Origin of the sequence: Bradyrhizobium glycinis, assembly GCF_016031655.1 — a bacterium.
Lineage (GTDB): Bacteria > Pseudomonadota > Alphaproteobacteria > Rhizobiales > Xanthobacteraceae > Bradyrhizobium > Bradyrhizobium glycinis.
On sequence record NZ_JACCHQ010000020.1, the window covers coordinates 128,577 to 149,101 of the forward strand.

General features: G+C 60.7%; 34 protein-coding genes, 1 tRNA gene and 1 pseudogene. 11 read left to right on the forward strand and 25 right to left on the reverse strand.

Annotated features, from left to right (window positions below; translation table 11 throughout):
• Positions 1–593: 593 nt before the first annotated feature.
• Positions 594–743, reverse strand: coding sequence for a hypothetical protein (locus HZZ16_RS25770; protein WP_197952662.1), 150 nt, complete (start codon positions 741–743; stop codon positions 594–596).
• 515 nt (positions 744–1,258) lie between these two features.
• Between HZZ16_RS25770 and HZZ16_RS25775 the strand changes: the two genes are divergently transcribed.
• Positions 1,259–1,636: a hypothetical protein gene (locus HZZ16_RS25775; protein WP_197952663.1), complete on the forward strand. Its 378-nt coding sequence runs from the start codon at positions 1,259–1,261 to the stop codon at positions 1,634–1,636.
• Positions 1,637–2,133: 497 nt separating this feature from the next.
• On the opposite strand, the gene HZZ16_RS25780 is transcribed toward HZZ16_RS25775, so the two are convergent.
• The 12 genes from HZZ16_RS25780 to HZZ16_RS25835 form a co-directional block, all read right to left on the reverse strand.
• Positions 2,134–2,355, reverse strand: a complete 222-nt coding sequence (locus tag HZZ16_RS25780) for a hypothetical protein (protein WP_197952664.1) — start codon at positions 2,353–2,355, stop codon at positions 2,134–2,136.
• Positions 2,352–2,861, reverse strand: coding sequence for an HK97 family phage prohead protease (locus tag HZZ16_RS25785; RefSeq protein ID WP_197952665.1), 510 nt, complete (start codon positions 2,859–2,861; stop codon positions 2,352–2,354). The genes HZZ16_RS25780 and HZZ16_RS25785 overlap by 4 nt, the downstream gene beginning before the upstream one ends.
• Positions 2,862–3,025: 164 nt before the next feature.
• Positions 3,026–3,607: a hypothetical protein gene (locus tag HZZ16_RS25790; RefSeq protein ID WP_197952666.1), complete on the reverse strand. Its 582-nt coding sequence runs from the start codon at positions 3,605–3,607 to the stop codon at positions 3,026–3,028.
• 3 nt (positions 3,608–3,610) lie between these two features.
• The gene (locus HZZ16_RS25795; protein ID WP_197952667.1) at positions 3,611–4,138 is read right to left on the reverse strand and encodes a hypothetical protein; all 528 of its coding nucleotides are present in this window, start codon (positions 4,136–4,138) and stop codon (positions 3,611–3,613) included.
• 186 nt (positions 4,139–4,324) lie between these two features.
• The gene (locus tag HZZ16_RS25800) at positions 4,325–4,774 is read right to left on the reverse strand and encodes a hypothetical protein (RefSeq protein ID WP_197952668.1); all 450 of its coding nucleotides are present in this window, start codon (positions 4,772–4,774) and stop codon (positions 4,325–4,327) included.
• A 210-nt stretch (positions 4,775–4,984) separates the two neighbouring features.
• Positions 4,985–6,286: an AAA family ATPase gene (locus HZZ16_RS25805; protein ID WP_197952669.1), complete on the reverse strand. Its 1,302-nt coding sequence runs from the start codon at positions 6,284–6,286 to the stop codon at positions 4,985–4,987.
• On the reverse strand, positions 6,267–6,599 hold the full coding sequence (locus HZZ16_RS25810) for a hypothetical protein (protein ID WP_197952670.1): 333 nt from the start codon (positions 6,597–6,599) through the stop codon (positions 6,267–6,269). The genes HZZ16_RS25805 and HZZ16_RS25810 overlap by 20 nt, the downstream gene beginning before the upstream one ends.
• Positions 6,559–6,876 carry a helix-turn-helix transcriptional regulator gene (locus HZZ16_RS25815; RefSeq protein ID WP_197952671.1) on the reverse strand — a complete coding sequence of 106 codons (318 nt, stop codon included), beginning with the start codon at positions 6,874–6,876 and terminating at the stop codon, positions 6,559–6,561. The genes HZZ16_RS25810 and HZZ16_RS25815 overlap by 41 nt, the downstream gene beginning before the upstream one ends.
• A gap of 158 nt (positions 6,877–7,034) precedes the next feature.
• Positions 7,035–7,111: transfer RNA gene (locus tag HZZ16_RS25820), tRNA-Pro, on the reverse strand.
• Between the two features lie 92 nt (positions 7,112–7,203).
• Entirely contained in the window at positions 7,204–7,689 is a 486-nt protein-coding gene (locus tag HZZ16_RS25825; RefSeq protein ID WP_197952672.1) for a DUF192 domain-containing protein, read from the reverse strand.
• Between the two features lie 116 nt (positions 7,690–7,805).
• Positions 7,806–8,468 (reverse strand): cold-shock protein, encoded by a 663-nt coding sequence (locus HZZ16_RS25830; protein WP_197952673.1) that lies wholly within the window; start codon positions 8,466–8,468, stop codon positions 7,806–7,808.
• 198 nt (positions 8,469–8,666) lie between these two features.
• Positions 8,667–9,428: an SIR2 family NAD-dependent protein deacylase gene (locus tag HZZ16_RS25835; protein ID WP_197952674.1), complete on the reverse strand. Its 762-nt coding sequence runs from the start codon at positions 9,426–9,428 to the stop codon at positions 8,667–8,669.
• A gap of 249 nt (positions 9,429–9,677) precedes the next feature.
• On the opposite strand from HZZ16_RS25835, the gene HZZ16_RS25840 reads away from it, so the two are divergent.
• Positions 9,678–9,842, forward strand: a complete 165-nt coding sequence (locus HZZ16_RS25840) for a hypothetical protein (RefSeq protein WP_008558907.1) — start codon at positions 9,678–9,680, stop codon at positions 9,840–9,842.
• A gap of 92 nt (positions 9,843–9,934) precedes the next feature.
• Here the strand turns inward: HZZ16_RS25840 and HZZ16_RS25845 are convergent, their stop codons facing one another.
• The gene (locus tag HZZ16_RS25845; RefSeq protein ID WP_197952675.1) at positions 9,935–10,222 is read right to left on the reverse strand and encodes a hypothetical protein; all 288 of its coding nucleotides are present in this window, start codon (positions 10,220–10,222) and stop codon (positions 9,935–9,937) included.
• A 270-nt stretch (positions 10,223–10,492) separates the two neighbouring features.
• Between HZZ16_RS25845 and HZZ16_RS25850 the strand changes: the two genes are divergently transcribed.
• Entirely contained in the window at positions 10,493–10,735 is a 243-nt protein-coding gene (locus HZZ16_RS25850; RefSeq protein ID WP_246510424.1) for a hypothetical protein, read from the forward strand.
• Positions 10,736–10,812: 77 nt separating this feature from the next.
• Positions 10,813–10,938 (forward strand): hypothetical protein, encoded by a 126-nt coding sequence (locus HZZ16_RS37970; protein ID WP_283815869.1) that lies wholly within the window; start codon positions 10,813–10,815, stop codon positions 10,936–10,938.
• Here HZZ16_RS37970 and HZZ16_RS25855 read toward each other — a convergent pair.
• From HZZ16_RS25855 to HZZ16_RS25865, 4 genes are all read right to left on the reverse strand, one after another.
• Positions 10,935–11,132, reverse strand: coding sequence for a hypothetical protein (locus HZZ16_RS25855; RefSeq protein WP_197952693.1), 198 nt, complete (start codon positions 11,130–11,132; stop codon positions 10,935–10,937). The two genes, HZZ16_RS37970 and HZZ16_RS25855, sit on opposite strands and share 4 nt — an antisense overlap.
• A 473-nt stretch (positions 11,133–11,605) precedes the next feature.
• Positions 11,606–11,740 carry a hypothetical protein gene (locus tag HZZ16_RS37975; RefSeq protein ID WP_260347228.1) on the reverse strand — a complete coding sequence of 45 codons (135 nt, stop codon included), beginning with the start codon at positions 11,738–11,740 and terminating at the stop codon, positions 11,606–11,608.
• Between the two features lie 182 nt (positions 11,741–11,922).
• Positions 11,923–12,153: a hypothetical protein gene (locus HZZ16_RS25860; protein WP_197952676.1), complete on the reverse strand. Its 231-nt coding sequence runs from the start codon at positions 12,151–12,153 to the stop codon at positions 11,923–11,925.
• 81 nt (positions 12,154–12,234) lie between these two features.
• Positions 12,235–12,531: an HU family DNA-binding protein gene (locus HZZ16_RS25865; RefSeq protein ID WP_008558895.1), complete on the reverse strand. Its 297-nt coding sequence runs from the start codon at positions 12,529–12,531 to the stop codon at positions 12,235–12,237.
• Between the two features lie 273 nt (positions 12,532–12,804).
• On the opposite strand from HZZ16_RS25865, the gene HZZ16_RS25870 reads away from it, so the two are divergent.
• Positions 12,805–13,296: a hypothetical protein gene (locus HZZ16_RS25870; RefSeq protein WP_197952677.1), complete on the forward strand. Its 492-nt coding sequence runs from the start codon at positions 12,805–12,807 to the stop codon at positions 13,294–13,296.
• A 230-nt stretch (positions 13,297–13,526) separates the two neighbouring features.
• Positions 13,527–13,829, forward strand: a complete 303-nt coding sequence (locus tag HZZ16_RS25875) for a hypothetical protein (protein WP_197952678.1) — start codon at positions 13,527–13,529, stop codon at positions 13,827–13,829.
• A gap of 59 nt (positions 13,830–13,888) precedes the next feature.
• Here HZZ16_RS25875 and HZZ16_RS25880 read toward each other — a convergent pair whose 3' ends face one another.
• The 3 genes from HZZ16_RS25880 to HZZ16_RS25890 form a co-directional block, all read right to left on the reverse strand.
• Positions 13,889–14,122, reverse strand: a complete 234-nt coding sequence (locus HZZ16_RS25880; RefSeq protein WP_197952679.1) for a hypothetical protein — start codon at positions 14,120–14,122, stop codon at positions 13,889–13,891.
• A gap of 707 nt (positions 14,123–14,829) precedes the next feature.
• Positions 14,830–15,054 (reverse strand): hypothetical protein, encoded by a 225-nt coding sequence (locus tag HZZ16_RS25885; protein WP_085974320.1) that lies wholly within the window; start codon positions 15,052–15,054, stop codon positions 14,830–14,832.
• Positions 15,051–15,284: a Dor-1 like family protein gene (locus HZZ16_RS25890; RefSeq protein WP_024337814.1), complete on the reverse strand. Its 234-nt coding sequence runs from the start codon at positions 15,282–15,284 to the stop codon at positions 15,051–15,053. The genes HZZ16_RS25885 and HZZ16_RS25890 overlap by 4 nt, the downstream gene beginning before the upstream one ends.
• 98 nt (positions 15,285–15,382) lie before the next feature.
• Between HZZ16_RS25890 and HZZ16_RS25895 the strand changes: the two genes are divergently transcribed.
• Positions 15,383–15,574, forward strand: coding sequence for a DUF3072 domain-containing protein (locus tag HZZ16_RS25895; RefSeq protein WP_197952680.1), 192 nt, complete (start codon positions 15,383–15,385; stop codon positions 15,572–15,574).
• Positions 15,575–15,632: 58 nt separating this feature from the next.
• Complete coding sequence (locus HZZ16_RS25900) at positions 15,633–15,785, forward strand: hypothetical protein (RefSeq protein ID WP_197952681.1); 153 nt, start codon at positions 15,633–15,635, stop codon at positions 15,783–15,785.
• Between the two features lie 78 nt (positions 15,786–15,863).
• On the opposite strand, the gene HZZ16_RS25905 is transcribed toward HZZ16_RS25900, so the two are convergent.
• A complete protein-coding gene (locus HZZ16_RS25905; protein WP_197952682.1) occupies positions 15,864–16,127 on the reverse strand; it encodes a hypothetical protein in 264 nt (87 codons plus the stop codon).
• On the reverse strand, positions 16,127–16,327 hold the full coding sequence (locus tag HZZ16_RS25910; protein WP_197952683.1) for a hypothetical protein: 201 nt from the start codon (positions 16,325–16,327) through the stop codon (positions 16,127–16,129). The genes HZZ16_RS25905 and HZZ16_RS25910 overlap by 1 nt, the downstream gene beginning before the upstream one ends.
• A 469-nt stretch (positions 16,328–16,796) precedes the next feature.
• On the opposite strand from HZZ16_RS25910, the pseudogene HZZ16_RS38400 reads away from it, so the two are divergent.
• Together HZZ16_RS38400 and HZZ16_RS38405 are read left to right on the forward strand one after the other, a co-directional pair.
• Positions 16,797–17,693 (forward strand): annotated as a pseudogene (locus tag HZZ16_RS38400) (tannase/feruloyl esterase family alpha/beta hydrolase); the annotation flags it as partial.
• Between the two features lie 6 nt (positions 17,694–17,699).
• Complete coding sequence (locus HZZ16_RS38405; protein WP_512699529.1) at positions 17,700–18,239, forward strand: tannase/feruloyl esterase family alpha/beta hydrolase; 540 nt, start codon at positions 17,700–17,702, stop codon at positions 18,237–18,239.
• Between the two features lie 117 nt (positions 18,240–18,356).
• On the opposite strand, the gene HZZ16_RS25920 is transcribed toward HZZ16_RS38405, so the two are convergent.
• Both HZZ16_RS25920 and HZZ16_RS25925 read right to left on the reverse strand, forming a co-directional pair.
• Positions 18,357–18,938, reverse strand: a complete 582-nt coding sequence (locus tag HZZ16_RS25920) for a Swt1 family HEPN domain-containing protein (protein WP_197952685.1) — start codon at positions 18,936–18,938, stop codon at positions 18,357–18,359.
• Between the two features lies 1 nt (position 18,939).
• Positions 18,940–19,569: a DUF5343 domain-containing protein gene (locus HZZ16_RS25925; protein ID WP_197952686.1), complete on the reverse strand. Its 630-nt coding sequence runs from the start codon at positions 19,567–19,569 to the stop codon at positions 18,940–18,942.
• A 334-nt stretch (positions 19,570–19,903) separates the two neighbouring features.
• Here HZZ16_RS25925 and HZZ16_RS37480 point away from each other — a divergent pair, with 334 nt between their 5' ends.
• The gene (locus tag HZZ16_RS37480; RefSeq protein ID WP_246510426.1) at positions 19,904–20,446 is read left to right on the forward strand and encodes an NAD-dependent epimerase/dehydratase family protein; all 543 of its coding nucleotides are present in this window, start codon (positions 19,904–19,906) and stop codon (positions 20,444–20,446) included.
• Positions 20,447–20,525: the final 79 nt, after the last annotated feature.

A 20,525-nucleotide genomic window follows, 5' to 3' on the forward strand; every position in this document is an offset into this window, starting at 1 on the left:
GCAAGCCACTGGGCAGTGGCTGCGGTGCCGTAGCACTCCCGGCATAACAAAACAGGGGCGTCCTCAATCCCTCGGCTGGGCAAAGGCTATCCCGCTCGTTCTGCTCACTCGGCCTCGTTGTCTACGAAACCGCATCAATCGCGCGTACACCGCCTGCCGTGTGCGGCCTAGATGGGCGCCAATCTCATCAGCGGTCGAACCTTGGTCAATGAGCGAGAGTAAACGAGCTTCCTCTTCCGGTAGCCAAGGTCGCGTTAGTGACCGATCATTTGTCATTGGAACGCCTGCTGGGTGCGTCCTCCGAAGCCCCGATCAAGGGCGCGGTGGCGTTGGCTGCCTGGAAGCGATTTCAATGCGAGCCGGGTTCTCGACCCGCGTCGGTACTGGCGATCGACTGGGTTCAGGTGTGCGATTGCCACGCGTCATCCACGCAGCGAGGCGAGCATAGCTCCTCCTCCAAGCCGGCAAAAACCAATCGGATGAGTCCTCATGATCCATGCCCCGGTATCATAGCCGCGAAGGGTTTATGAAAGGTTTCCGCGAGGTCTCTCCAGGCGTTCGACCGCCGCGCTATTTTCTCGCTAAAGGGGTATTCAGTGCAGCCTTCTGATCTTCGTTTTGCGCCTGGCGATTGCCTTCTTGATCTGCTCCCGCAAGCGAAGAATTTCCGCCCATTGCGCCGCGAGCTCCGGATCGAACGGTGCACGTACCTGCTTGCCTTTTTGACGGTTGCGTTTCGCCATTCGGGCAGCTTAGCGGCCACGTCCGGCCCTGACGCGATCATTCCCTGGTTAAGCTTGATAAGCGCGTTCGCGGTTAATTCCGGAACTAGCACCCGCGGATAGATGCGCTACGCCGCGAGACGTAGCGCGGCCCGAGGGCATGCCGCGTGCCATCATGCCGCTTGTTGGCAAAGCTCTGCGGCTGGGACTGGAAGTCGATCGGCAGGCCGGTCTGCTCGCGCAGCCAGCCGACGATTGCACGGTCATCCGTCGGCCTTCCTATTGTATGCGTTCTCGCCGAAATCAGCTGGCGCACCATCGAGGCGCCGCTCATCGGTTACGCAAAACTCAGGTTTGCAAGGCCTCGGAGGCTGAGCGTGGCCGGGCAAGCATACAAAAACGAAGACGGCCCGGCATCCGGATGTCCGCCGATACCGAGCCGGGTGTTCAGCCCGCGCGCCCGGCGCTCAAACCGTCAGCCTGACGTGTAGCCACTAGGCACCGCGCCGACAAAAGCAGAGGCGCCGAAGTTGGCCGTGAATACATTGGCAGTCTTGCCAAAGCATCTGCTTCTCCTGTTGCTGTTAGTTTCTGGCGATCGTGGAATGAGAAGGCGCGCCCAGCAGGCCTCCAAAATGAATATCATTGTGGCGAGCATCGCCTTGCGCCGCGATGCTCGATTGTCCCGTTTAGTTCTCGGTCAGCTTGGAAAGCTGCGTCCGTTCGCGCAGGATCGATCCTCGCTACTTCCCGTAATTTCTCTTCCAGAAATTGATGGGTCCTTGCGCCCATCTGAAAGACTGGTGGAACAATTTGTTTCACCAGCCTTTGTGACATCCTTTCAATCGGGATATTTTGTCCCGATTGACGCTTTTCCGCCTGCACCTGCTCCCAAACCTCTTTACGACGCTTGATGTGCAGCGCCTCTTCTCTCTTGGAAATTAATCGAGAATGTCGTCGGCCTCTTCTTCAGCGCCCCACGATACTCTTGATGCGTCGGCTGGCGTCGCGCCCATGCTCGACAAGCACAACCGCAGCAATGACAACGCCTTTGTACCGACCTCTGCGCCGGACTGAAGCCGAGCGCGCGTAACGCATGCGATTTCCACGAGCGCTCGGTGCGACCTGTTCAGCCAAGGCAACTCGCCAGCGAATTCGCGCCAGGCAGCCCGTTGAGCGTCAGTCAGCCACGCGGGAGGATCGCCGATTGCGTCGGCGGTGGGCGAGTTGTGTCGATAACGCGCGGCATTGATCAGGTGTCGACCCTCAACGCGCGCCTTGGCGGCTGGTGTCCTTGGTCTCGCCATTTTTATCCCTAGGGGTCTGAATTGCAGATGCGTGCGAAAGTGGCCCCCGCCGGTCTGAGGCCCCCATCGGCCGAGAGATTTCACTCACCCCTCCCCGGCCTGCCTCACCACACCCGCAGCACATCAGTGATGTTGCCGGCATCGTCACGCACGCACTCGAACCGATCGCCAGCGCGCATCTCGAATTGACCTTGCCACTCGGGACGACGCCGCGTCACAGCCAGGTTGTTCGCAAAGATTCGAACGGTGCTGTGGTCGTCGAGTTCCGCGATGCCACGGTGGCGGGCGCGGTCCCAGCTGTGTACTAGGCCAGAGATTGTATTCATTTCAGGATTCCTCGCTTCCGCTGCGCCTCTCGAATTCTTCGGAGTGCGGCTTCACTGTTGCTACTCGCCCGGCTGATCTGAGCTGAGGTGTCCTTGCCGTAAGCCCCCCAAAGAACCAAGCTGATCTCGTAGAGCTTCGCCTCGGTGATGAGTCGTTTCGGTAATTCGGAACTGTCGTCCCATTGCTCAACTACGGGGGTGAATGAAACGCTGACCTCGTTGACAGTGCCGTTAGCAACAGTCGCTAGCGCTTCTTGACCGAGTGGTGCGCGCGGATCTGGCTCCAACCAATAAAAAAGTCCCGCGTCAGTGGAACGCAGCTTCAAGGTGCCATTGCTGATGCGCCCGAGGGGCCTGCTTGGATCATGGCTCCAGAGAGCGGCAACGTCTGGATTTTGCGCCAGGTGCCTGTCGAAGGCTCCGCGTGCAAAGCGCTCCTCGAAAAGGCCCGCGATGATCGCCGGTCGGTTCCACGAAATGGCGAATCCCGAGATAGTTTCAGCCATTGCGTTGCATCGCCCGCAATTTCTTCTCGCGCTTGGCTTGGATCAGCTTGCGCGCAATGACGGCTGGCGAATCCACGCACTCAGCATGCCTGCTTTCACCGGGTAGCTTGACGCTGCGGCGCACAGGCTTTCGATCGGCGACGTCGGAGGTACGTTCTGATCCCTTAGACATCGTGCGTTTCCTTCACTTCACGAAGGAACTGGCTCACGCGACCATCGCGCCTGTCGCCCATGAAGTGCGGCACAACCACCCGCAGATAATCTTTCCTAACGTCTTCAGCGTCGAGCTGATCGAGGAGTGCATCGTGCTCCTGGCGCGCTGCTTCCAACGCCCTGGCAGCCTCGCACAGTAGGCCAAGTCGGCGCCTGTATTCCGGCATCACGGCGGTACAAACCAATTTGCTGGCCGCGTCGCGTGCCTCATCGGTGCGCCTGCGCAGGATCTCTTGCGCCGCCTCGATGTTTGCCATCTCGGACGCAACTTCACGCAGCTTTTTCGACAGGCCAGCAACGCTTGCTTCGGTTTCATCGCCCAGCAATTCTGCCACAGCGAGCGAAGGGTGCTTTCCGCCTGCCGCTTTGGCGACTTCGATTTCCCGACGAAGCAGGCCGCGCTCAGTGTTTAACTCACCATAGCGGGTTTGCAGTTCGATCTGCTTGGCAATCAGGCTGGCGTGATCCGCCGATATCTCCGACAAGCTCGGCACGCGGTATTCGTCGGCAGTTTTCTTTCTCAGAGGTGCCAAAGGTTATTCTCCAAAAAGCTCTTCAAGTGCGTCGACGAATGCGGCGCCGTTAATGACGGTACTAGTGCGGTGCTTGCCGCTATTCCAATGGCTTGCGTTTGCGCCGACCTCGCGGAAACGAGCAGTTGCCCCGTAGTCATGAATTGCAATCTCTGGCCACGTCGAAACAAACTCAATCTTGACCTTGCGAACCAACGACGCGTCGCCGTGAAGTGCGATATCGGCAATAATGGCGAGTTGATCGAATGCCGTCTCTACTACGGAGTTGGGAGCGCCTTGAAGGCGTGCTCCGTGTGGAGCCAGCTCGGAATAGACGCGCACGATCTCATCAGATCGGCGAAGCTGCGAGTTCACAGCAAGTGCGATCAGCAGGCGGACAAAATCAGTCTCGTCCAGTTCCGGCGGGCGACCGGGACCGCCAGACGGCAGGATCCCGGCTTCTGTTAATCGCTTGGCAATGGCGCGAGCGCGAGGCTCACGAAAGCCGAGATGTTGCTCGGCCGCGTCCAAGCATTCGTTTAGCGTTGCCACAAGAGCAAACTCCTTTGTCGAATTTCTATTTTGGATGGGGAAAGTTTGGCCGCATGCAGCGGCTCACGGCTCAAGGCCGAAAAGAGGTGCGCCGGGATCGAACCGGCGCGAAGTCAGAACCGTCACGTGAGAGGTGTAAGCTTCCCCTCGCCGGGATACGTTCCGAATTGTGTTTAAAATGGGAATTCAACGAATGGCGGCGTTCCGCGAAGGTCTACGCCGCGATCTTCGGCGCCGGCCCGGGACATCGTTGTCATTGGCCGCAACGGGTGGCGCGCGCTTGGCGTCAATCAAAGCAATAGCGGCATCCTCGGCGGCGTCGAACCTGATCTGTCGGCCACCTACCGAGGGCATCGTCTGGCCTCCCATCGCCACGCCTTCGGTCTGCATGACCCGTCTACCGCCCTTGGGTTGGCGGTATTGCTCTCCGCAGGAGTGCCAGCGCCCATCCAGGCCCAACCATTTCGAAAAATCAGCGTTGAACGTTCTCCGCGCGGCCTCGTCCAATTGTCGGCGCGTAGGCGGGCCCATTCCGGGAAAGCGGCGGTGCAAGATGCGGTTCAGTTCCTCCGGCGAGGGGCGGATCTCCATTACGCGCTCAGCGCTCGGCGAGATGTTGTCGTTGTCGTGATGCATTGATTGTCTTTCGTGACGTGTCGTCGTTCTGGCCGTTTCGGCTTTTGGTGCGGCCGGCCTCCGGCTGCGCACTTCCCGGTCCTTGGGATGGAATTCCAACCGGCCTACCAACCGGGTTGGGATTCCATCCCAACGGTGGGGGTTATAGGGGGTTGGAACACACACACCGTTGGTAGCCGTTGGTAGGGCGTTGGAAGACCGTTGGAAGGCCTAGTCGGAAGCCATCCGCTTTTGGCGGATCTCGTCCTCGACAACGACCAATCGCTCGCGCTGCCTTGACGGTGGACCTTCCTTGACGACCGCGATCTTGTTTTCCGTAAACAGTCTGGCCATGGCTTCCTCCAGCGCCTTCTTAGTCGTACCCCCGCGCTCCGGCATGGCTCCCATCACAGTTGGCGCATAGGCTGTGCTCCTGGAAGACGATACTCGCCTGCCGCTCGCGTTGATGGACGAAAGCATTCTCAGGAAGACTTGATCCGCATGGTTGGCCAACAAGGCCGCGTGCGCAGTCGGCTTGCCGTCATCAAGGATGAAAGCTCCCTCGTGCCAACGCAGCTTCGTCTCCGCGCCCTTCCTGCCATAGTTGGACTTCATATTCTTCAGCAGACGCAGATCTTCATCGTTCTTATCTGAAGTAAAATACAGCCTCGATCGCACCGAGTTGTTCCAGGCCGTTGATCCCGAGAGTCCCGTACCAGACTGCATGCCCTGCACCGATGGGTGCGATAGGAGGAGCACGGCTAGATCACAGTCCATCGCGAAACGCCGTAGCATCGACACAAAGAAGCGCACTTGCTTACGGTTGATTTCGTCGCCGCCGAAGACGTCCGCTGCAGTATCGAGGATTAAGAGTTTCGGCCGGAATTCCGTCAGCAGATCTGTTATCCGCTCTGCAAGGGCTGTAAGCTCAAGCTCACGGCTTCGGCGTTTTTCCGTCACCAATTCAGCATCCCGTCCAGCCATCGGTATGACGCGCATCCGCCCCCTCAGGTCCGCAAACGTGCGGTTCATAGCGGTCAAGATGTCGTGGCCACGCCGCTTGAGTTCGCTCTGGTCGTCCTCCGCAGCAAGGTAGACTACGCGTCCCTCTGCCGGCCGAAATCCCAGCGTCTCCACACCGAGCACGCCAGCCAAGCCGATCTGATAGGCCAGTAGGCTCTTGCCGGTGCCTCCATCACCGGAAAGCAGCGTCACCTGCCGGTGGGGAATGAGACCCTCAAGGTACCATTGCGGCTCCGGGATCACCTGCCCTTCCCAATCGGAAGGATCGATGATCTTGATTGAGTCTGTTTGCGGGTTGTCGTTGGCTGGAGCGGCCTTGGCCTCGATGCTTTCCCGCACGGCGATGCCCCGCATCACCCATTTCACTATCTTGGGGTCGGCGTCATCAAAGGCCGGCGCATCCGCGGTCATGCCGATGGGCGGCATCGTCGCAGGATCTTTGTAAACGAAGGGAGTCGCGGTGAACGAATCGCCGGCCCGTCTCTCCGCCTCAGGCGTTGGTGCTGGCATCGGCGTGAAGCTCCATAAGGGCCGCAAAGGCCATATCGGAAATTGCACGGTTGAATTGCTCACCGAGCGCTGCTGTGCGCTCGCCGAAGGCGTTCGGCGCGACCGTCCAAGAGCGGGCGCCTGGGCGCTGGCGCAGAGCTAGGTTAAACAGTTTAAGGTGGTCATTCAGCTCAAGATCGAAGCGCGCAAGCGTCGCCGAGCCGGGCGGGCTCGGTCTGATTGATAAGATTCGCATATTGGATTCCCCGATTGGGGTTTTGGATGGCACTCGGCTAAAGGGCCGATCGTGCTTTAGCGGCTTGCGGGCCGTCATGCTCGCCGACTCCACCCCAGGTCGACGTTCGTCGCCTGGACAGCATCCAAGCCTCGACGTCGGTGTGGGCGTACTTGACAGTCCGACCGAGTTTGAAGAATGCCGGCCCCGTACCGTCGCATCGGCGCTTGGCGAGGGTAGATCGCGAGAGGCCAGTAATGCCGGCCACATCATCAATAGAGAGGAAGGTCACGAAATGACTCCCGAGAGGGAGAAGTAGCCAGCGCCCCGGCCAGGGCCAGTCAGCGCATCGGCGTAGCGGTTGGTGCCGCTGCATTCCGATAAAGACTAGTGTTGGTGGGCGAGCCAAACACTAAGGGCCAACCGAAAATAAATTATCCGGTGAAGCGAGCTGTTTGGCGCCTCGGTGGCTACCCGGTGGCGATTCAGTCGCCTGCTGGAGCTACCCATCACCAATTAAGTGGTTGATTTTTTTGGTCGGGGCAGCTGGATTCGAACCAACGACCTGCAGTACCCAAAACTGCCGCGCTACCAGGCTGCGCTATACCCCGAATGTCCGCCGAGCCCCGTCGATACACGCTTCCCAGGGCGCCAGCAAGCTTTCCAAAGCCGCCGGCCCGGGCCGCAATGCCCCTTGCCCGCCCTATTTGCCACCGAACAGGGGGTGGCCGACGCGGTCACCGGGGCGGATGCCGTACTTCTGCGCCGTCCCCGCCACCACCTCCAGCACGGCCCGGGCGGGCCCCCGGGAGGAGATGATCTTCGTCGACAACGGCTCGGTATTCTCCGCAATGCGCAGGATGCGGCCATCGGCGCGGATGAAGATCATGTCGAGCGACACATAAGTGTTCTTCATCCACATCGAGATTTCCTGCTCGGGATTGAAGTCGAACAGCATGCCTTTGCCGTCGGCCAATTCCTTGCGGTACATCAGCCCGGTCTCCTTCTCTTCCGGGGTCGTTGCCATCTCGACCGAGAAGACCTGCACGCCGTTCTTGGTCACGATCTCGAGCGGCTGGAAGCTGGCGGCGCCGGCCGGCGCGCCGGCGACGGCCCATCCGGCGATGACGAGGATGGCGGCCAGCCAGCCGTTCAGAGCGGACCAGACGGCCTTTCGATCAGAAGTCATGGGGGCTCTCGTGGCGGTGAGACTTAAGTCAGTCCTTACGCGGCGACCGCCGGAAAAGGAAGAGGCGCGCCGGCCTTGCAGCGCGCCTCTGCTCACGATTGCGGGAATTCATATCCTTAGTGCGACTGCAATCCGGGCGATCCGGTCTCGGGATGGATCTCGGCCGCCATCATGCCCTTGGAGCCGGGCCCGAAGCGGACCAGCACATACTGGCCAGGCCTGAGCTCGGTCATGCCGAAGCGGCGCAGCGTCTCCATGTGCACGAAGATGTCGGGGGTGCCCTCGCCGCAGGTCAGGAAGCCGAAGCCGCGCAGCCGATTGAACCATTTGACCTGGGCCCGCTCCAGCCCGCTGGTCGGGGTGACCGTGACATGGGTCCGCGGCGGCAGCATCTGCGCCGGGTGGATCGCGGTCGACTCGTCCATCGAGACGACGCGGAAAGCCTGATAGCCCTTGGCGCGCTGGATGCACTCGACGACGATGCGGGCGCCTTCATAAGCGGTCTGGAAGCCGTCGCGCCTGAGCACGGTAACGTGCAGGAGCACGTCGGGCCAGCCATTGTCGGGAACGATGAAGCCGTAACCTTTGGAGGCGTCGAACCATTTGATGACGCCGGTGACCTCGACGAGGTTGGCGCTGGCTTCGCCCAATCCGGTGAAGGGATTGAGCGCATTGTCGCGGCCGGCGCTGCCATGCTCGCCCGGCGTCAATCGCCCCGGCGAGGTGCCCTGTCCGGGAACTCCAATCTTCTTGGACTCAAATCCGTCCGACGACCCCATAACCCCGGACCCCACACTGCCATGCAACCCGCCACATTGGCGGCGCTCGAATCACGCGTCTTAAGAGAATGTTCTCAATTCGACGCGACGCGAATCTTTCGACTCAAAAGATAACACTCCCGGTTGCGACGCATAGACAAAAAAGAGATTCGCCGGAACCTATGAACAGCTTGCGCAGCCGCGAATCAAATTGATGCCTCAATTGCCGACAAAGGGGCCGAGCGTCTCGCCGATGTCGTGGTGGATGACGAGGTCGGCGATGTCGTCCTGCTCGGTCGGCTCGCGATTGATGATCACCAGACGTGCACCGGCGCGCTTGGCCATCATCGGAAAGCCGGCCGCCGGCCAGACCACCAGCGAGGAACCGATCGCGATGAAGAGATCGCAGGCTTGCGACAGCGTCGTCGCGCGCTGCATCTCCTCGTCCGGCATCATCTGGCCGAAGGAGATGGTGGCGGTCTTCACCGGCTCGTCGCAGGCGGTGCAGTTCGGCGCCGCGCCGTCGTCGTCGAAACGGCGCCTCACCCAGTCGAGCGGATAGTCCTGCGCACAACCGATGCATCGCGCATAAGTTGTATTTCCATGAAGTTCAATCACATGCTCCGGCGCGAAGCCCGAGGCCTGGTGCAGATTATCGATATTCTGGGTGATGACGGCGGGAACCTTGCCGGCGCGGTAGAGCGATGCCAGCGCCCGATGGCCGCGGCCGGGCTTCGCTGCGGCGAAGACCTCCTCCATCGCAAAGCGGCGGCGCCAGGATTCGTCCCGCGCCTCCTGGCTCGCGACGAACTCGTCGAACGGGATCGGACGGTTACGCGTCCAAATTCCGCCCGGCGAGCGGAAGTCGGGAATGCCGCATTCGGTCGAGATGCCGGCACCGGTGAACGGGACGATGGTCCTGGCCTCGGCGATCATGTCGCCGAGCCGCTCGATACCGCTCTGAAGATCCGATGCGATCAATCGCGCCTCCGACTCGTTTGGCCTGACAGCAACATGCGCAAGCGGCAAGATCATTGACGCTCTTATCAAGCGCCAACGCAATGCACTCCAAGTTCTTCCGACCTTTGCATATCACAATCCTGCAATGCCTCCTCCCCATTGACGCCCCATTCGGGAGTGCCAATGGATGTGTTAACGCGACTCAACGTGATTGCGGCGGCAGTGCTTGAGTTCGGATGTGCACATACTCAGGTGTAGAGGGGATTTGACATGACCGAAGACGAACAACGCAAAGAGCGCGAACGCGAGGAAATCGCCGCCCGTGTCGCCGCCTTCCGTGCCACGCAGGAAAAGTTCAAGCGCGAGCGTGAGGAATATTTCGTTTCGACGTTGGAGAATGCCCGCAAGGTCGAACGGCCCTCGCTCTGGCCGTAAATCATCGCGCCGGCAGGCGCGTCGACATGCGAATGAAAAAAGCCCGGAGCAGCGCTCCGGGCTTTTCGCTGTTGGCGGACAGTCGTGCCGGCCTACCAATGGCGCCAGTGGTGGTGTCGATAATACGGCCCGCCGTAATAGCCGACCGGACCCGGTCCATAATAATAATAGCTCGGGCCGTCATAATAGGCGTAGCCCGGACCGTAATAGCCATAGGGGTGGGAGGCTGCGACCGCGCCCGCGGTGATTGCGCCGGCGGCAAGGCCGAACGCGAGGCCCGGGCCGATGCCGCGGCCACGCGCCTCGGCCGGCGCAGGCGCCGCGACGGCGGTTACGCCAACGGCTGCGACGGTGGCCAGAACTGCGAGTAGCTTCTTCATGCTCTCCTCCTTCGCGTCTTGCGGGAATAACCGCGAGCGCCTGCGATGGTTGCGCGGCGCGCGGGAACCGAACGCCGTCAAAAAACGTCGATGCAGCGGGAACGAAATCGGCTGTGGCGGATTGACGTTGCAAGTGCGGGAGCCTCCGCCATCCGGGTTGAGGCGACAGCACGAAGACCCCGTCAGCATCTCCGCGATGCTGGCGGGGTTTTCAGTTTCACGGGAGCAGATGGCAGCAAACCATGACGGTTGCCAGCGGGGACAACGATCATGGAGGAAAGTTTGCCCTTATCTGCTTTGCTGGCCCGTATCCGCAAATTGGTTCCCAAATCTGAGGATGAGCATTACGACGAGATCGTCCGCAGCTTCAGTGTCGGCACGCTGCGCCCGCCGCCGACGCCGATGAGCGACCGCGAGCTGGCGCAGGCCATCGCCGAGTTCCTCAGGGAGCAGCCGTCGAGCGAATCCGTCGCCACCCTCGGCCGCCGGTTCGACCCGTCCACCCCGCTGTGAGTTTCTTCGCGGGAGCATGGAACCAGGAATGCGCGCGGACGTTGAGTCCGTCTCATGCTAAGCGGAGAGAAACAGATATGCCCGCCTGGCTCGAAGTCTTGCTCAACCTGTCCGGCTATGCCGGCTTCGTGGCGCTCGCCTCGCGCGGCGTCGGATGCTCGCAGGCGCGGGCCGATGACCGCCGCTGCGGCGACGAGCGTTAATTGGCGTGCTGCGCCTGGCCTGCGGTGCGGACCAGCCGGTCAGCCTTGACCGCAACGCGCGTGTCCTCAGCCCGCGACCGTAAGGAAAAGCTGATCACTACGAAAGCAAGGCAGAACAGCGTGCCGACGACGGCAACGCGCCGGTAGGTGTGCCGGTCGCCCTGGAAAAAGGAGGGAGTTGAAAAAGGCATCATGGCAAATTGCTGCTTGGCCAAATTGCTTCTTGGCGTTTCTTGCTTGTCTTTGCCGGACACCTACCCCAACCCGCGGCAAGCGCAACGCGTTTGGGCATTTAACCTAACCGAATAGGGTTATCGGCATCCGCGTAAGCTATCGTTAGTCAGACGCACCCGGCACCTTCGCGGCGAAAGCGGCGCAAGCACGACCGGCTTTGTTCCAGCTTCGACTCCGTTTCGTTCGCGAAGAACGAATCGGAGTCGCAAGAATGCGCGCAGAGCAACTCCTAACGATCCATGAAAGCCTGCACGCTCACGCGTTCGACGCGGCAGGACTCTTCGCTGGCGAGACTCTTCGGCGGTGAAACTCTCTGCGACATCACTCGTCTGCGACGCGACTCTTGATCGGCACGCCTCTCCTCCGCCAAGCACCACGGCGACCGATCAAGCGCGAACCCTCGGAACGGACCCGCGCTTGGTGTCGATAAAAGTCAGGCCGCCCGCTTCGGCTTCTCCTTCGAGAAGCATTCGAGGATCTGGATGCGCAGCTCCTCCGCCGCAGGGCCCTCGACCTTTCTGAGCTCGTTCCAGAGCCTGATCACTTCGCGCTGCTTTTCGACGGTCATGAGCCACCTCCAACGGTCCATCAAGGCGCCTCACTAGAACAAAATGAGAACAAAAAGTCCAGCCCCGGACGTAAAATTTTGCTGGGGGCGGCGTTGAACCTTTTCGGCGCGGCAGGCACCCATGGAAACTGGGGATTTCAGCGCCCAGTTACACGGCAGCGCCGCCTGACGAACATACTCCGTCAGGGCGGCGCTGTTGCTTTTTGCGATTTCAACTTTAGGTTAAGGCAATGGCTGTCGGCAAGGCGCTGAAATCCCAACGCCGTCAGCCAGAAAAGCCTCGCGCGAAAGCGCGGGGCTTTTTTCTTGTGAAGCGGATGAGGATGGTGAGGGAACGGGGCTCGTTGTTCAGGACCAAGCCAGTACCGCGCGCTGTTTGTCCTGATGGTCGTGGTGATGTTCGGCATCGCCATGGCCGAGCACCAGCTGGTCCTCGGCCGTTGATGGCTGCGCCGTCGCGTCAGTGAGCCCGCCGCACCGACATCGCCGGCACGTCAGACGGCGTCCTTGGCGACCTTCAGCGGCGAGGCCTTGACCGACTTGCTGGCGGGCTTCGCTGCAAACTGCATCGGCTCCTTGGTGAAGGGATTGATGCCCATGCGGGCTTCGGTCGCCGGCTTGTTCACGACCGACATCTTCACGAAGCCAGGAATGACGAACTCGCCGGACTCGTTGAGCTCCTTGTAGCCGACGGTCGCCATGTACTCGATCACCGACTTCACGTCGTTCTTCGAAAGCTGCGTGCCCTCGGCAATTGCATCGATCAATTGGGTCTTCGTCATCTTTGCCATGGTCTGAATTCCTTTGAATGGGTGCGCGGAGCAATCTGCTGCTGGGGACGCGGCCGGACCCGCGAGTGCGCGCTGCTGATTCATGCCAGAAGTCATGAAGCGATCGGGCTTAGACCCTATCGAGGCCGAAAACGCAAGCACGGGCTCTGCACAGTTCCCGACTTCCTGTGCAAGACGTTGCAGGATCTGCAATTTTCAGGACCTGCAATTTTCTCGAACCTTTCAGAGCACCGCGGCTGCTATAAGCCCGGAAAGGTATCTGATGGGGTTCTGATGAAGGTCGCTATCGTCATCGCAGGTTTGATCGTGATCGCTGTCGCAGCCCTCGTCGCGATCCAGCCAGTCTTCTTGAAGCCTGCGTCCTTCGCCCTCGTGAAGAAGTCCGATATCTTCGGCTTCTCGCCCGGCATGTCTTTCGAGGAGGCCAACAAGCTCGTTGCTCAACGCCACTATCTCTGCCGGCCGAGCCGAGGTCCGTACACGCTCGCCTGCGAGATCAACGGCGCCAAGGTCGCCGTTGAGGGCGAGGAGACCGACCCCAGGCATCCGATCTGGCGCGTCAATGCGACGCTGAACAATCCGGGATCGCAGGAAGCTGCCGTCAAATCGATCTCCGAGCAGTTCAACGCCTCGGCCATCAGGGACCGGGAGGGCTGGACCTGGATCGTCGGCCGCGCGCTCAAGCTGAGCTATGACGGCGCCAGCTTGACTCTCGTGGACGAGGCCGCCGAGGCCAGGCTTCGCAAGGAGGACGCCAAGCGCTAAAGCATGATCCGGAAAAGTGCGAAGCGGTTTTCCGGAAAGATCATGCGCAAACAACAACCTAAAGCGCGATGACGATGCATCCAAATTTCATCGCGCTTTAGACCGCATCGCGCCTTGGAGCGTGGAGTCACCTCGTCGTGAAACTTGTGGCTCGGCGCCCGTTGTTGACGCTTCAGTAACCTAACGCGACCAAGCTTCAGTCAGGTTGGTTGCGTTGGAGTATCCTGAAAGTGCTGGATTTTAACGAGCTGCGTGAACTCGCGGCAGATGTTCGTATTTTTGTCGATGTCGCCGAAGACAAGGCCGAGGCGCTCAGAGCGGTGATCGCGGCCTACGACGTGGTGCTGGCGATCTTCCCGGTTGATGACGGCATGGGCCTCCACGTCATCAAGGGCAAGGAGATCCTGGACCAGATCGCGACGTCGCGGACACACGCGATGTACAGCCACACGGCGATCGCGGTTCCGGATCTCGCCCATGCCGAAGCGCTCAAGTTCCTGACGGCGCCGGTCGAACACCGGATCGCGGCCTGAGCATATTTGCAGCGCACCGCTCCGCAGCAGAGCGGCGCGGCGGAATGGTCGTGATCGCTTCAGCGGCTTTGTCTGGGCGTGCGGGCTGAAGCCGTTCGCCGCTGCCGTCGCAGGCCGATGCGCGTGCCCGGAAGATTGATGCCAAGCTCGATCGCGCGCGACCTGATCGATGCGATGGGACGCTTGAGCTTCACGATCATCAGCGTGAGGCTCTTGCCGCTTTCACACATGGATCGAAGCAGCCGGTCGTCGTCTTCCGACCAGCGTTCGTGGTTGTAGGTGCGGGCAGCCATGGACGTTTGCCTCTGAGGCCGATGAGGCGGGACCTAAGCGGGAGAATGTCAAAGGACCCAGCTTCGCCTGTTCTGAGCGCGGCGGCTGGGTGTCAGTTGAAGGGCGGCTTGTTACGCTGCCGCCTGATGCAGAGATAGTTTTTCGGCGTCGATTTTCAACCGACTTACGGATTTGTAATTGCCCGGCTCGAGCGCATCCATTTTCCAGCGAAGTGGCGCACTTTCGTTTGAACTTTCCTGCCGCTCGCGCGTCTTACAGTTGAAGCGTCCCTAAGCTTCACCTCGGCAGAGAACCCCGCTTCCGCAAGGGCGGGGTTTTCGCTTTTGGCGCTGCATCAGCTCCCCCGGGATTTCAAGCGCTCTTTGCCGTTGACCCGGCGGCCCTGCCGACGCACTTTTTGTGGCGGGCAGGGTTTTGAGGAGCCGTGATGCCGAAAACCCTTGTGGAATTCAGAGCGCAGAACCTTCGTTTGCTCGAGCGGCTTTGTCCCGACGACCCGCGATACATCGCGGCCTGGCTGAAGCAGTTCGACGAGCAGAACGGGATCACGCCAAAAACCGGTCCAAAGTCCGGCAAGCGCCGCGCGACTGCTTCGCCGCGAAGCAGGACCGCTTCGCCCGGGCGCACGAGGTCAGCGCCCTCCTCCTCGGTTTCACCGCGCTGATCGGCAACGATAGCCGGGCAGTCCCGAGAGCCGCTTGGACGCTCACGGAATGTCCGCGGCCTTCCGGTTGTCCCCGATCGAAACCGGCTTGTTCAGGAAATACTCGCGGTTGCCTGTCGCAGCTTCCGCGTATTGATCGATGGCGACGATGATGGCCTGGACGTGGGCATAGCACCATCCTTCCCGCGTCGCGCGTCGGCGAACGTCCTCGAGCGCGGTCAGGAAGGGCGACAGGTCTCTCTCGTCGTCAAACCATCGCCTGCTCACCACGTCCTCCCGCCGAGCACCCTGCCCTTGGTCTGGCGCGGCTGCGCGGCCTTCAGCGCATCGCGTTCGGCGCACAGGCTCTCGACCTTCGCCTCCATCCGCGACAGCAGCGCTTGTGCCGAGGCCGTGCCGATCCCCGCCCGCTGCAGCTGGAGGATCTCCTTCCTCTGCCTGCCCATCTGGATGCGCATCCGTTCGATCTCCCGCCTGAGAAAGTCCAGGTCCGGCATTGTTCCGCCTCGCGAATTCTAGAGATGCCTCATGAGAACAAAAACGGAACGAAGAGTCGAGTCCGACGTTCTACGGAAAACGGAATAGGAGATGCGCAATGGCCGACAACACCCGGAAGGACCCGAAGGACTGGGTTTCCGGCGACGACCCGATGACCGGGGCCCAGGAATCCTACCTCAAGACCCTCGCCGAGCAGGCGCACGAGAGCCCGCCCGCGGACGACCTGACCAAGGCCGAGGCCTCGGAGCTGATCGACAAGATGCGGCAAAAGGCCGGGTTGGAGCAGTGAGCCGTCCGATTGCGGGAATCCGGCTCCGTGCGTATGCACACGAAATTGGGAATCGAGAATGCCTTATTTCGTTTGTGCCCGCGACGGAGCGGGCCAGATCATCTTGAAGCGAGACACGAGGGAAGCGGCCGAGAAGAAAGCCGCCGAGCTCCGCGACATGGGTTATTTCGAAGTCGAGATCGTCGCGAAGGATGACCAGGAGCCGGCGTGAGGGAGTGGGCACGGTCGGCCCTTCACGGGCATGACCAAGGAAGCGCTCCGGCATCAGCTTGCAATCAAGGTCCAGGCTTCATGCTTCCCTCAACACCTTGAAGGCACTGAGAATGACGAAAGCACCCAGACCGTAGCTCAGTGCATTCACGACCCAGCAAATGGCGATGCCGAGGAAGGTGGATCCTCCCACCGCTCCCCGAAGAAAATACGCTGCGCTGATGCCCGGCCACTCCAGCCAGAGAAACGCGAAGTCGGTCAGCGGCTCCAGCACAAGGAGCACCGTCGAGATCAGCGCCCCGATGGCTAACGCGATGACGAAGTGTGTCCTGATCGAAGGCATCAAAGACCCAGCAGGCCGGCGATAACAGGAATGAGGAAGAAAGCGGTGATCCCGAGAAGCCCGCCCACGACAAAGCATGCAGCGCGGCCGTGAATCTTCGTATCGAGCCACGCACAGATGGCCACCGCAGCCTGCCTCAGCCAGTTCCCCACGAGGGTTCTGAGGAGGTCAACCAAGAGTTCTGCAACGAGTGCGGCCATGGCGTTTGGTCGGCGCCACCTCTGGCGGGGTTCAAGTGCGGGGGATGACCATTTCCAATTGGCAGCAGTCTTTTGCAATCGACGTCTGCTAGCGGCATAGCATCCGCCGTCCTATTTGATCGACTTCATCGGCAAGGGCGAAGGGCGAGAGCGGTGGAAAGCCTGCGCCGCTAGACTGCACCTCCCGAATAACACAAGATGGTTTCAGTGTCCGTGCAGCAGATGGCCGGCGGCCGACGTGAGTTACGTACGCCGCAATAAAAAATGGCAGGGAGGAACGATGCAGCGAACAAGAAATGTGGCGCTTGATGGTGCCATGGCTTGCCTGGCTCTGGTCGCGGCCATCATGGTCATTGCGATCTCGCCGGCAAGCGCCGACGATTCAGCCAACATAGCACCCGCGCTCAAATGCGCTGACTTGACCGGCTGGAAGATGCCCGGATCGACGGCAACAATCACCAAGGCCGAAATGGTGCCGGAGGCGCCGCCGGGGACCGTGCAGCCGTCGCCGCCGGCGCCGGCCACCGTATCGGTGGCGCTGCCGCAAAACTGTCGCGCGGATGGCGTGATCGATCAGCGCGTGGGGGTCGAGGGCAAGTCCTATGCGATCGGCTTTGCCGTCGCCCTGCCCGATCGCTGGAACGGCCGGTTTTTGTTTCAGGGCGGCGGCGGTTTGAACGGCTCGATCCGGCCGCCGCTGGGTTACCAGGCGGCCGGCGAGGTGCCGGCGCTGGCGCGCGGCTTTGCCGTGGTCTCGACCGATAGCGGTCATCAGGGCGCGGTGTTCGATGCCTCCTTCCTGAAGGACCAGGAAGCCGCGCTCAACTTCGCCACTGCATCCGTCGGCAAGGTGACGATGGCCGCCAAGGCGATCGTCGCGCATTATTATGGCCAGCCCGCAAAACGGTCCTATTTCACGGGGTGCTCGACCGGAGGCCGCGAAGGCATGCTGGCGTCGGCGCGCTATCCCGAACAATTCGACGGCATCGTCGCCGGCGCGCCTGCGATGCGCACCGGCAATTCCAATATCGGTCTCGCCTGGGCCAACGCTGCCTTCAGCCAGATCGCGCCGAAAGATCCGTCCGGCAAGCCGGAGCCCGCCAAGGCGTTTTCCGCGGCCGAGCGAAAGCTGATCACGAACGCGATCATCGATGCCTGCGACGCCAAAGACGGCATCAAGGATGGCCTGATCTTCGACGGCAAGGCCTGTCAATTCGATCCCGCGGTCCTCACCTGCAAGGGCGACAAGGCGGATGACAAGACGGATTCTTGCCTGGCGCCGCCGCAGGTCAATGCCCTGAAAAAAGCTTTTGCCGGACCCAAGAATTCACGCGGCACGCAGGTCTACCCGCCGTTTCCCTGGGACAGCGGCGTGGCAGCCGAAGGCGTTGCCATTCCCGGCATCCTGACCACCGGCGCGCGCAGTCCAGTCGGACCGCCGGTTTGGGAAAGCATCGACGTCGATCAACTCGAAGACCGCGTCAACGCGAGCGGGATGGATCGCCTCACCAACACCGCCTACTGGACCAACCTTTCGAGCTATTTCGGCCGTGGCGGCAAGCTGCTGTTTTACCACGGTGTGAGCGATCCCTGGTTCTCGGCGCTCGACACCGTGAATTACTACGAGCGCATGGCGGCGGATTCCGGCGGCATGGAATTGGTGCGGGAGAAATCGAGCCGGGCCTTCCTGGTGCCCGGCATGGGGCACTGCTCGAGCGGCGCAACGCTCGATCGTTTCGATCTCCTCAGCGCGGTCGTGAACTGGGTCGAAGACGGCAAGGCGCCCGATGCGGTGGTCGCGACGGGACCAGCCTTTCCCGGCCGCAGTCGGCCGCTTTGCGCCTATCCGCAACATGCGCAGTACAAGGGCCAAGGCGATCCGGAGAGCGCGGCGAGCTTTGAGTGCAGGTAGGGAATATCTGCACTGCATTGAGTGCAATGGCACCGCAATTGGCGGTCATCGCGGTGTCTCGAATCGGACATGGGCGTACCTGGAATTTGGCCCATCGAACGGTTCGTGAACTGAGAGTCAACTCATCTGGCGAAACCAGTCCCTCAAACCAAGGTGGAGCCTTAACACCTCGTCTTCTGCCAGTGGCTTGCAGTGGGCAATTGGCCCTCTCAAGGTGTTCAGGTTGGTGAAGATGCGCTGGACAGCCTTCAAGTCCCGGAGCATGTCCCCGAAGGTCTCCTTGTTGGCGTTCAGGATTTCTCCCAGCTCCCCGAAAGTCGAGTAGTCAATCATCGCCTCCGACCGCGGGGTGAAGCCCATCCCTAGCTCCCGCTCGCGGTTCTTCTTGCAGTTTTCGCGAACCGTTTGGGGGACGACGGCCTTCTCCCACCAATCTTCCCCGTGCAGCTCCCGCAGCCGTTCCGTAACCAAGTCCCTGATTGAGTTCTCCAGGCAGTAGAAGATGACGTAGTGACGGGCCATGTCCTCCGCTTCCTGGCGCAGCTTCTCGGAGAATTGAGGATAGAACTGCCCCTCCTCCTTCTTCTCTTCCCGGATGTGACCTAGGTTCACTCCGTGCGCAGCTTCCACCCGTCGAATTTCGGCTTCGATGCTCAGGTTATTTTGCCCAAACAACCTTATGGCGTCTTCGCGCTTCATCTCAGTTTCTCAGCAAATGCTCTTTGAGGGCCTTGAAGATGGCATTGAAAACGTCTGGATTAGTGGTCTCGGGTAAGTTCAAGTTGATGGTGTAGCCTACCCGAAACTCGAGGGCGTCAGCCTGCTGGTTCGGCGGCGGAGGGGGTGACGGCGGGTCTTGCTTGGTATTGTTATTAATCACAGCAGGCTCCCTGTTCGCAGGTGCCTTTTCGAAATCCGCACCCTCTTTCAGAGTCCAAAAGGTCGAGAGCATTAACTTGCCGACCTGGCTCTCTTTGGCGAGGCCGCTCATTTCCACAATCAGTGAATGAAGCTTATCCCGCGGCAGGGCATAGGCAAACTGGTTGCGGTCGAAGAGGTCAGAATATGCCTTTCTGATGCCGGCACCTAATGCTTGCGCGCGGGTGTCGTCGTTGCGGTACTGGTCGTACAGGGCCGTGGGTGAACCGTCCGCGTTCAAGAACTCCATCCGCTTTAGCAGTGGAATCATCGCCCGGTAGTTACCACCACGGAAGCCAAGGATGGTTTCGAGGTAGTCCTGGGTGAACCGCTCCGGTCGCCGCTCTTCCGCGATCTTCGCCAGGATTTTCGGGATACTCCCCGGAATGCTCAGGTAAGGAAGCTTATTCATTTTGCCCTCAATCGAATCAGTAAGGGCCCACGGTAGCAGCAACGATTACCCGCAATCAGCGATAGTAGACCTATCCACCTAATTCACAGGCCTTCGACCAGACCTCCCGCGCTCCGAGCCGCCGCTGGTACTTCGGGGCGTAGCTCTCCTTCCGCTCCTATTCCCGGATGTTGAAGAGTGTGGTGGCCCGCTTGCGGGCCTTGTCGCGTGACGAAACATGTTGGGTTTCGCAAGTGCTCTACCTATCCTACGAGCTAATCCAGGTTGCCTTGGGCCTTCTGATCTGCATTCATCAACTTGGCCTTTGGGCGCTCAACGCGAAACGGTCGCTTGAATGAAAACTGCACTTGTCTTCGGGGCAACCGGCTTCATCGGCTCACATTTGCTGCGCGACCTGTTGGACAGTCCCGACTATTCGCGCGTTGTGACGGTGGCCCGCAAGCCGCTGGCGGAGAGCCATCCGAAGCTCAGGGTGCTGATCGGCGATCTCGCTTCGCTGACCGCTTCGACCTTGAGCTCGCGACTGAACTTCCGTCTCTTCAAACACCTAATCTTGGTGTCCATCAAACACCCGCAGCAGCTCAGTTTAATCCGAAAGTCTTCAAGGAGGCTGATGCTGCCGAGCTGGTCGCCGAGCTCGGTTCAGCCTCCCCTCCGCAAATTTCGGATATTCCCATGCGGGCAGCCCCGCCCGCGTGAACGCCTCATCGCCGCGATATGGGGCGTGCTCAATCCGCTGCTCGTTGGCCCGGCCGACCGATATCGCGGGCTCGCCGGGAACGACATCGCGCACGCCATCGCCAAAGCCGCGCGGCACCAAACTGAGAAGGTGCGAATCTATCATTGGAAAGAGATGGCGGCACTGCTTCGAACGTGATGCAGTCCGAGCCGAACCGGCACCCTTCACGCACATTTGCCTCGGCCCCCTGCCCCTCCTCCCACTTTCCTGCTATCTC

What these genes read in the sequence shown, in the direction of transcription:
- HZZ16_RS25770 (WP_197952662.1), bottom strand. Translation starts at nt 743, where the DNA reads ATGGCGAAACGCAACCGTCAAAAAGGCAAGCAGGTACGTGCACCGTTC.
- HZZ16_RS25780 (WP_197952664.1), bottom strand. Translation starts at nt 2,355, where the DNA reads ATGAATACAATCTCTGGCCTAGTACACAGCTGGGACCGCGCCCGCCAC.
- HZZ16_RS25785 (WP_197952665.1), bottom strand. Translation starts at nt 2,861, where the DNA reads ATGGCTGAAACTATCTCGGGATTCGCCATTTCGTGGAACCGACCGGCG.
- HZZ16_RS25800 (WP_197952668.1), bottom strand. Translation starts at nt 4,774, where the DNA reads ATGCATCACGACAACGACAACATCTCGCCGAGCGCTGAGCGCGTAATG.
- HZZ16_RS25805 (WP_197952669.1), bottom strand. Translation starts at nt 6,286, where the DNA reads ATGCCAGCACCAACGCCTGAGGCGGAGAGACGGGCCGGCGATTCGTTC.
- HZZ16_RS25810 (WP_197952670.1), bottom strand. Translation starts at nt 6,599, where the DNA reads ATGACGGCCCGCAAGCCGCTAAAGCACGATCGGCCCTTTAGCCGAGTG.
- HZZ16_RS25815 (WP_197952671.1), bottom strand. Translation starts at nt 6,876, where the DNA reads ATGCAGCGGCACCAACCGCTACGCCGATGCGCTGACTGGCCCTGGCCG.
- HZZ16_RS25825 (WP_197952672.1), bottom strand. Translation starts at nt 7,689, where the DNA reads ATGACTTCTGATCGAAAGGCCGTCTGGTCCGCTCTGAACGGCTGGCTG.
- HZZ16_RS25830 (WP_197952673.1), bottom strand. Translation starts at nt 8,468, where the DNA reads ATGGGGTCGTCGGACGGATTTGAGTCCAAGAAGATTGGAGTTCCCGGA.
- HZZ16_RS25840 (WP_008558907.1), top strand. Translation starts at nt 9,678, where the DNA reads ATGACCGAAGACGAACAACGCAAAGAGCGCGAACGCGAGGAAATCGCC.
- HZZ16_RS25845 (WP_197952675.1), bottom strand. Translation starts at nt 10,222, where the DNA reads ATGAAGAAGCTACTCGCAGTTCTGGCCACCGTCGCAGCCGTTGGCGTA.
- HZZ16_RS25850 (WP_246510424.1), top strand. Translation starts at nt 10,493, where the DNA reads ATGGAGGAAAGTTTGCCCTTATCTGCTTTGCTGGCCCGTATCCGCAAA.
- HZZ16_RS37970 (WP_283815869.1), top strand. Translation starts at nt 10,813, where the DNA reads ATGCCCGCCTGGCTCGAAGTCTTGCTCAACCTGTCCGGCTATGCCGGC.
- HZZ16_RS25855 (WP_197952693.1), bottom strand. Translation starts at nt 11,132, where the DNA reads ATGATGCCTTTTTCAACTCCCTCCTTTTTCCAGGGCGACCGGCACACC.
- HZZ16_RS37975 (WP_260347228.1), bottom strand. Translation starts at nt 11,740, where the DNA reads ATGACCGTCGAAAAGCAGCGCGAAGTGATCAGGCTCTGGAACGAGCTC.
- HZZ16_RS25860 (WP_197952676.1), bottom strand. Translation starts at nt 12,153, where the DNA reads ATGGCGATGCCGAACATCACCACGACCATCAGGACAAACAGCGCGCGG.
- HZZ16_RS25865 (WP_008558895.1), bottom strand. Translation starts at nt 12,531, where the DNA reads ATGGCAAAGATGACGAAGACCCAATTGATCGATGCAATTGCCGAGGGC.
- HZZ16_RS25870 (WP_197952677.1), top strand. Translation starts at nt 12,805, where the DNA reads ATGAAGGTCGCTATCGTCATCGCAGGTTTGATCGTGATCGCTGTCGCA.
- HZZ16_RS25880 (WP_197952679.1), bottom strand. Translation starts at nt 14,122, where the DNA reads ATGGCTGCCCGCACCTACAACCACGAACGCTGGTCGGAAGACGACGAC.
- HZZ16_RS25890 (WP_024337814.1), bottom strand. Translation starts at nt 15,284, where the DNA reads ATGCCGGACCTGGACTTTCTCAGGCGGGAGATCGAACGGATGCGCATC.
- HZZ16_RS25895 (WP_197952680.1), top strand. Translation starts at nt 15,383, where the DNA reads ATGGCCGACAACACCCGGAAGGACCCGAAGGACTGGGTTTCCGGCGAC.
- HZZ16_RS25900 (WP_197952681.1), top strand. Translation starts at nt 15,633, where the DNA reads ATGCCTTATTTCGTTTGTGCCCGCGACGGAGCGGGCCAGATCATCTTG.
- HZZ16_RS25905 (WP_197952682.1), bottom strand. Translation starts at nt 16,127, where the DNA reads ATGCCTTCGATCAGGACACACTTCGTCATCGCGTTAGCCATCGGGGCG.
- HZZ16_RS25910 (WP_197952683.1), bottom strand. Translation starts at nt 16,327, where the DNA reads ATGGCCGCACTCGTTGCAGAACTCTTGGTTGACCTCCTCAGAACCCTC.
- HZZ16_RS25920 (WP_197952685.1), bottom strand. Translation starts at nt 18,938, where the DNA reads ATGAAGCGCGAAGACGCCATAAGGTTGTTTGGGCAAAATAACCTGAGC.
- HZZ16_RS25925 (WP_197952686.1), bottom strand. Translation starts at nt 19,569, where the DNA reads ATGAATAAGCTTCCTTACCTGAGCATTCCGGGGAGTATCCCGAAAATC.
- HZZ16_RS37480 (WP_246510426.1), top strand. Translation starts at nt 19,904, where the DNA reads ATGAAAACTGCACTTGTCTTCGGGGCAACCGGCTTCATCGGCTCACAT.